The 7,697-nt window shown below is 67.3% G+C and carries 7 protein-coding genes; 5 read left to right on the plus strand and 2 right to left on the minus strand.

Features of this window, described 5'->3' with window-relative positions; genetic code table 11:
- Positions 1 to 263, minus strand: a 263-nt coding sequence (locus K9U41_RS20625; protein ID WP_282642725.1) for a ribbon-helix-helix domain-containing protein, incomplete at its 3' end; no start/stop codon positions are given.
- Between the two features lie 448 nt (positions 264 to 711).
- Here K9U41_RS20625 and K9U41_RS20630 point away from each other — a divergent pair.
- The 4 genes from K9U41_RS20630 (at position 712) to K9U41_RS20645 (ending at position 6,506) form a co-directional block, all read left to right on the plus strand.
- Positions 712 to 1,908 carry a DUF932 domain-containing protein gene (locus K9U41_RS20630; protein WP_282642726.1) on the plus strand — a complete coding sequence of 399 codons (1,197 nt, stop codon included), beginning with the start codon at positions 712 to 714 and terminating at the stop codon, positions 1,906 to 1,908.
- A gap of 173 nt (positions 1,909 to 2,081) precedes the next feature.
- Entirely contained in the window at positions 2,082 to 4,181 is a 2,100-nt protein-coding gene (locus K9U41_RS20635) for a ParB/RepB/Spo0J family partition protein (RefSeq protein WP_282642727.1), read from the plus strand.
- A 62-nt stretch (positions 4,182 to 4,243) separates the two neighbouring features.
- Complete coding sequence (locus K9U41_RS20640) at positions 4,244 to 5,290, plus strand: DUF7146 domain-containing protein (protein WP_282642728.1); 1,047 nt, start codon at positions 4,244 to 4,246, stop codon at positions 5,288 to 5,290.
- Between the two features lie 298 nt (positions 5,291 to 5,588).
- Entirely contained in the window at positions 5,589 to 6,506 is a 918-nt protein-coding gene (locus K9U41_RS20645) for a DUF2493 domain-containing protein (protein WP_282642731.1), read from the plus strand.
- Between the two features lie 64 nt (positions 6,507 to 6,570).
- Here K9U41_RS20645 and K9U41_RS20650 read toward each other — a convergent pair whose 3' ends face one another.
- Positions 6,571 to 6,933, minus strand: coding sequence for an MmcQ/YjbR family DNA-binding protein (locus K9U41_RS20650; protein ID WP_282642729.1), 363 nt, complete (start codon positions 6,931 to 6,933; stop codon positions 6,571 to 6,573).
- A gap of 316 nt (positions 6,934 to 7,249) precedes the next feature.
- Between K9U41_RS20650 and K9U41_RS20655 the strand changes: the two genes are divergently transcribed.
- A complete protein-coding gene (locus K9U41_RS20655) occupies positions 7,250 to 7,417 on the plus strand; it encodes a hypothetical protein (RefSeq protein ID WP_282642730.1) in 168 nt (55 codons plus the stop codon).
- Positions 7,418 to 7,697: the final 280 nt, after the last annotated feature.

The following is a 7,697-nucleotide window of genomic DNA, read 5'->3' on the forward strand; positions in this document are numbered from 1 at the left end:
GCAATCTTGGCATCGAGCTTCTGCCTGATCCGGGCGAAAGCTTCCTCACCATCGACAGCGGGGCCGCTGCTCATGCCGGCATCCCATAACCGCCCCAGCTCTTCGACGGCCCTGGCACGCAGCGTCCGCCGGTGCTTCCAATCGCGCAGGGCCTCCCGCATGACCTCGCTCGCCGACGCATACTCGCCGGTCTCGACCACCTCACGCATCATCGCCGCCATTTCGGGGGGGAGGGCGACACTCACCTTCTCGACATTGGCCATGAGATGGTTCTCCTTTTGTCCTATGGTAGGCAAGCTTACTACCGACAGCAAGCGGAGAGTTTTCGGAACTCGGGAGCAGCCCGGCACCATCTCCAGCAAAGAAGCTGTGCACCGCCATGACGGTGCGTAATGGCTAAGGCCGCGCTGGTTCAGTTCGCACCGCCAAAGCAGGCGTTCCAAAGGGCCGCAACGGGTCTCAGCCCGTAAGCGCGCCAGGGGGAAAGATCCCCGCAGTCCTGAGCCGAGCCGCATGGCCATCGCCCCCCTTTTGCGTCCGCTCGGATTTATGGCTCTGAGGGAAGGGCTTCCCTACTACCACGCTCCGGGTCTCCAGCGACCCGTCTGCGGGGTTGTCCTGCAACGAGTCGAGAGTGAGAGGTTGGCCGGTTCGGCCATGACGGGTTGTGGGCCGGGAGAGGGCTCCCGGCGCCCGTCATGGAGACGAGCCATGACCCAAGTGGAGATTCTGGACGCCGCGCGCGATGGTGCTGGCGGCTACAAGGTGGATGTGAGCCGCGGCGAGCGGATCGGCCGCGTGTCCTCGGAGTGGTTCTCCCGGCCCGACGACGAGCGGTACCTGTCCCTGTCGGACCTGTTCGCCGCCGTGTACGGCCGGACCGAGCGCAGCCGGACGCGGACGGTGGAGAGCGCGGCGATCCGGGTGGAGGCGAGCCGAGAGGACGCCGAGCGCCTGACGCTGGTGCTGCCAGGCTCGGACGCGCCGGTCGCCCCGACCCATTGGAGCTTTGGCCAGCTCGCGAGCCTGGTCGGTGCCCCGGCGGCCTATCTGCGCCAGCTCCCGGCGCCGCTCGCCGGCATCAATCTTCAGTATGGCCTGACCTCCCATCGCCCCGAGCAGGTCAAGACGCTGGAGATCGAGGACGGCCGGGTGGAACTGCGCGCCGTCACCGGTCCCGACTATGGCCGCATCTTCGACCATGAGCTGGTCGCCGCCGTGCAGCGGATCGCCGGCAATGGCACCGGCGACACCCGCTGGAAGGTGCCGGGCGTGCTCGACTGGTCCACCGGCATCTACAATCCCCGGGTCGACATCACAAGGGATACGACGACGCTCTATGCCTCGGATCGGGACGTCTTCCTGTTCCTGGTGGATGACCTCAACCCCATCGAGGCCGGCCGGCTGCCGGACGGCTCACCCGACCTCTATTTCCGCGGCTTCTATTGCTGGAACTCGGAAGTCGGGGCGAAGACGCTGGGCATGGCGAGCTTCTATCTGCGCGCCGTGTGCCAGAACCGCAATCTGTGGGGCGTCGAGGATTTCGAGGAGATCACCATCCGTCACTCCAAATACGCCGCCTCGCGCTTCGCCCATGAGGCGGCGCCTGCTCTCACCCGCTTCGCCAACTCCTCCCCACTCCCTTTCGTCAACGGCATCAGGGCGGCGCGGGAGAAGATCGTGGCCCGCTCGGACGAGGACCGCAGCGCGTTCCTGCGCAAGCGCGGCTTCTCCAAGGCCGAGACGACCAGGATCATCGAGACGGTGCTGATGGAGGAAGGCCGTCCGCCCGAGAGCGTCTTCGACTTCGTGCAGGGCATCACCGCCGTCGCGCGGGACAAGCCCCACCAGGATGCCCGCCTCGATCTGGAGGCGCGGGCGAAGAAGCTGCTCGATCGAGCTGCCTGAGACCCGGAAAGCCGGAGATGCGGATTGCCGTGCCTCCGGCTCCATGTGGTCCCAGCTTTCCGGATCGCCGGTTTTGCGGCGCCGTCCTCAGAGGCAGAGGGCGGCGCTGTGCTTCATGACGGGTTGAAGGCCAGAGAGAGGTTCTTCGGCCGCCCGTCGCGGAGAAGCATCCCATGGCCACGGCCGTTCAGAAGATCACCCTTTCGTCGTCCCGCGACATCCCCTTCAACAAGCTGGTGCTCAGCCAATCCAACGTCCGCCGGGTGAAGGCCGGCGTCTCCATCGAGCAACTCGCCGAGGACATCGCCCGGCGCGGCCTGCTGCAGGGCCTCAATGTCCGCGCCGTCGTCGATGCCGACGGTGTCGAGACCGGCATGTTCGAGATCCCGGCTGGCGGCCGGCGCTACCGGGCACTGGAGCTGCTGGTGAAGCGCAAGCGCCTCGCCAAGACCGCGCCGGTGCCCTGCGTCATCCGGGAGGGCGGTATCGCCGAGGAGGATTCGCTCGCCGAGAACGTCCAGCGCGCGCCGCTACACCCCCTCGACCAGTTCCGCGCCTTTCTGGCACTCCGCGAGAAGGGCCAGTCCGAGGAAGAGATCGCCGCCGCCTTCTTCGTGTCGGTGGCGGTGGTGAAGCAGCGGCTGAAGCTCGCCTCGGTCTCACAGAGGCTGCTCGACACCTATGCCGAGGACGGCATGTCGCTGGACCAGCTCATGGCCTTCACCGTGTCGGGCGATCATGAGCGCCAGGAGCAGGTGTTCGATCGGCTGCAACAGGCCTACGACAAGCAGCCTCACGTCATCCGGCGGATGCTCACCGAGGGCGCCGTGCGCGCCTGCGACAAGCGGGCGCGGTTCATCGGTGTCGAGGCCTATGTGGAGGCCGGCGGCACGGTGCTGCGCGACCTGTTCCAGGGGGATGACGGCGGCTGGCTGCAGGATGTCACCCTCGTGGACCGGATGGTGGCCGACAAGCTGAAGGCGGCCTCCGAGGCCATCGCCGCCGAGGGCTGGAAATGGATCGAGGCCGCCCCCGACTTCGCCTACGGCCACACCTTCGGCCTGCGCCAGCTGCGCGGCGATCCGGTTCCCATGTCGATGGAGGAGGAAGCCGCCCGCGATGCCGTGCAGGCGGAGGTCAACCGCCTGTCCGAGGCGTATCAGGACGCCGACGAGCTGCCCGACGAGGTCGACGCGCGCCTGGGCGAGCTTGAGGCGGCTCTGGAGGCGATGGACGCGCGGCCGCTGGCCTTTGATCCTGCCGGGGTCGCCCGTGCCGGCGCGTTCGTGAGCATCGGTCCTGAGGGCCGCCTGCGGATCGAGCGCGGCTACGTCCGGCCGGAGGACGAACTACCGGTCGAGGCGGACCCCGACCCCGAGGACATCGACGAGACCTCCGCGGTGGCCGCCACCCACGACGTCGACGACACCGTCTCTGCCGATGCCCAGGCAGTCGAGCCGGAGGAGGACGACGGCGTATCGCCGATCTCTGACCGGCTGATGACGGAGCTCACCGCCCACCGCACCCTCGGCCTGCGCCAGGCGCTCGGCGACCGTCCGGACGTAGCCTTCCTCGCGGCGCTCCACGCTTTGACGCTCAAGGCCTTCTATCATTATGGCTCGGACAGCTGCCTGGAGCTGGATCTCAAGAGTGTCAGCTTCGGCACGCAGGCGCCGGGGCTGAACGACAGCGCCGCCGCCGAGGCGATCCGGATGCGGCATGAGAGCTGGGCCAAGGCCCTGCCGAAGGAGAGCGCAGAGCTGTGGGCGGCGCTGGAAGGCTGGGACGCCGATAGCCGTTCGGCGCTTTTCGCCCACGTTGTGAGCCTTTCGGTCAATGCCGTGCAAGAGGCCTGGAACCGCCGGCCGCGGGCCCTCGCCCATGCCGACCAGCTGGCCCAGGCTGTCGACCTCGACATGGCGGCGGCCGGCTGGCGACCGACCGTGGACACCTTCCTCGGCCGCGTCACCAAGCCCCGCATCCTCCAGGCGGTCACCGAGGCGAAGGGGCCGCGCGCCGCCGAGCGGATCGCCCACCTCAAGAAGGGCGACATGGCCACCGAGGCGGAGACCCTGCTCGCGGACACTCGGTGGCTGCCCGAGCCGCTGCGCACGGCCGGCATGAAAAGCCCGGAGACCGGGGAGGCGACGGCGCTGGACTCCGTCGTCGGGAAAACGGCGGAAAACGACGGCGAAACGGCCGTGGTCGAAGGTGACGGCTTCGAGGACACTGACGAAGCCTCGGACGCTCCCGTCCCCTCTGCCGCGGAATAGCGCCTGCGACCTGCACGACTGGCCCACCGGCGACGGTGGGCCTTTTCTTATGGAGGTCCATCATGGCGCAATCGCCCCATGATCTGGCGCGCCGTCTCGCCGAGCGCGCGGAAGCGGTGTGCCGCCACTATCTCTCCAATGGCCGACGACATGGGAACTACTGGCAGGTGGGCGATGTCCGCAATGCACCCGGCCGCTCCATGTTCGTCCGGTTGCGGGAAACTCCGAAAGGCCCGGCCGGCAAGTGGACCGACGGCGCGACCACTGAGCATGGCGACCTGCTCGATGTCATCCGCGAGGCGCTCGGCCGCGTCGACTTCAAGGACGTCGCCGAGGAGGCACGGCGCTTCCTCGCCTTGCCGCATCCGGAGCCGACTGCACCAAACCGGGCCACCGCTCCCGCAGCGACTGGATCGCCCGAGGCGTCGCGACGTCTCTTCGCCATGGCGCAGCCGATTTTGGGCACTCTCGTAGAAACGTATCTGCGGAACCGCGGCATTACGGTTTTGCACGGGACCAGTTCCCTGCGGTTTCACCCGCGCTGCTACTACCGGCCCGACGACTCTTCGACCACCGAGACCTGGCCAGCGATGATCGCTGCCGTCACCGATCTCGACGGCACCTTCACCGGCGTACACCGCACCTGGCTCGATCCACGTGGCTTCAGCGAGGCCACCCTCGGCAGGGCACCGATCGACACCCCCCGACGCGCCATGGGCGGCCTGCTCGGCAATGCCGTCCGGTTCGGTGTTCCCGGCGACGTCATGGCGGCGGGCGAAGGCATCGAAACCGTGCTGTCGCTGCGATGCGTCCTGCCCGAGATGGCCATGTCGGCCGCGCTCTCTGCGGCCCATCTCGTCACCATCCGGTTCCCCGGCACACTACGACGGCTTTACATCGTACGCGACAACGATCCGGCCGGCGACGCGGCACGGGACAGTCTCATTGAACGAGCGAATGCGGCCGGGATCGAGGCGATCGTGCTGTCTCCTCGGCTCGGGGACTTCAACGAGGATCTCCGTATGCTCGGCATGGATGCGCTGCGGGCAGAAACGCGGGTCCAGCTCGCCCCACAGGATGTCGGTCGCTTCCTGGCTCTCGCGGCATAGCCGGAACGGGGACGCGGGACCCGCCGTCGCCGGCATCGCTCGGATGCGGCCACCGCCGGAAAGGACCGCGCCTTGGCCTTCCAGAGGGCGATCGAGCCCACAAACGGGCCGGCCCGGCAATGGCGGCGGCCGGCGATTTTCCGGCGCGCAGGCAAGCCCGCGCTTTCCATCGCGAAACAAAATCGCCGGCCTTGGCCATCAAGGCCCTCGCTTCGCTCGGACTGCCAGCCCGTCCCGCCCGTGAGCTTCCGGCGCCATGAAGGCCGCGACGGTCGCGGTCCAACCGACGGAGCCTCCCATGAGCGAGCACGACGACATACACCACGCCGCTTCCCCCACCGACCAGGTCCTGACCGAACTCCAGCTCTATGGCTACCGGCCCTTCATCGACGAGCCCGATCCGCGGCCGCTTCCCGAAGACAACCATCTCGCCGGCGCCGTCACCGACATCTTCGACGCCCTCATCGCCACGTTCAGTGACACCCGCCTCGAGCCCGACCTCGACGACCTCCTCTGGTCGACGGTCAACCTCTTCCACCGCGCCACCGGCCGGATCGAACGCGCCCTCGACGACAATGAGCAGGGCCAGCGCCGGTCCCAGAAGGAACAGGACGGCAGCGAGGTCAGATCCGTCGAGCTGGAACGCCTCACCGCCGAAGGGCAGACGCTGATCGAGCGCCGCAACGCCTTAGAGCTGATGCGCGATCTGGCCGCCGAGCACTACGAGCAGCACAGTGGCGCACCGTGGCGTCCCCGCACCGGGTCGATGGTCAATCACAAGGCCATGACCGCAGCGATGATCGACAGCCGCGACTTCCTGATGGCGAGGAAGCACGCCGAACAGGAGGTCCTCCTGCCGCCGGGACCGAAGGTCGCCTTCACCGGCGGGCTCGACTTCAACGACCACCGGCTCATCTGGGACGCCCTTGACAAGGTCCACGCCAAGCATCCGGACATGGTGCTGATGCACGGCAAGTCGCCGAAGGGCGCCGAGAAGATCGCCTCCCGCTGGGCCGACCACCGCAATGTGCCGCAGATCAGCTTTGCGCCAGACTGGACCAGGCACGGCCGGGCCGCGCCCTTCAAGCGCAACGACCAGATGCTCGCGGTACTGCCCATCGGGGTCATGGTGTTCCCCGGCAGCGGCATCCAGCAGAACCTCGCTGACAAGGCGAGGACCCTCGGTATCCCGGTCTGGCGGTTTGGTGGCGCATGAGCGTCACCGTTCTCCAACCTCCCGTAAATGTCTGCGCACGCCGTCGCACGCTGCGACGTCGCCTCTATGCCAATGGAAGTCCCAGCTCGGCGCGCATCTTCTTCGAGAGGCCCAGTGAGACGATGGCGTGCGACTGCCGGATGTAGTCATGCAGTTCCGCGTCCGACAGGCCGGGTTTCGCGTGATGCTGGATCCACTTCAGACCACGTGAGGCGAGATAGGGGGCCGGGCGCAGGCCCGGCTGCGCCTGGAGCACCTCATAGGAGATGTCGCTGACCTTGAAGGTGAAGCTGGCCTCGTCGTCCTGCCATCCGCCGATGGCGAAGACCTTACCTCCGACCTTCCAGACGTGTGATCCGCCCCACTGCACCACATGGGTCGTGGCCGGCAACCTCGCGCAGAAGGCGTTGAACTCCTCGTAGGTCATGCCTCTCGTCACCATGTGGGCGGCCAAAGGCCCCATCGCCGTGTCGGCCCCAAGCCCCCCTCTTGTAGCGAGCAAGGTCCAGGCTTTGAACTGCTTCGTCCGGGTGCGTCTCGCTGTCCGCGCGGGGCCACCCCCGCTTTTGTGCGCTGATCCTTGGTCGGACCGATCGCCTCGGGCCATCAACCCACAAGGGGTCGGCGACGCGGTGCGTGCCGCCGCATCGGCTGACGCCTTCGCGGTGACTGCGGCTCTCGGCCCGACACGTCGGGCGCCTGTCAGCGGGGGATGGCCCTCCGCTCGGAACAGGAGCCGGACCATGTCCCTCAAAGACGCTCACGCCTTCGCCTTCAGCCTCGCCACCACGCTGATGGTCGCCATTGTCATCTTCGAAGCCGGCGACGGCAGCCTCTCGGTCACGCCGGCCAACGAGTTCGATGGCGATGCCACCGCGATCCTGTGCGAGATCGATCCCTTCGCCCCTTGATCGGGGCGAGCCACGGTGAGCGGGGATCGCGACGATCTCCGCTCCCGGAACGGTGCGATCGCGGCTATCATTCTGGCTGCGCCGCGGTGGTGGTGGAAGGCGCAACCGTCAGCTTTTTTTTGCACGGGAGACCACCACCATGATCGTCCTGTCTGTTGATTTCCACTGAGAGTTGACCCGGTAGGCACGGATTTTTCCATCGAGAAGTGACCCATGTTTTCACCACGTCTCACGCGGCATCGCGGGGGACAGCGGAGTGATCGACATGGAGTTATTGAGC

The sequence above is a fragment of the Xanthobacter autotrophicus genome (genome assembly GCF_029991245.1).
Classification (GTDB): domain Bacteria; phylum Pseudomonadota; class Alphaproteobacteria; order Rhizobiales; family Xanthobacteraceae; genus Xanthobacter; species Xanthobacter autotrophicus_C.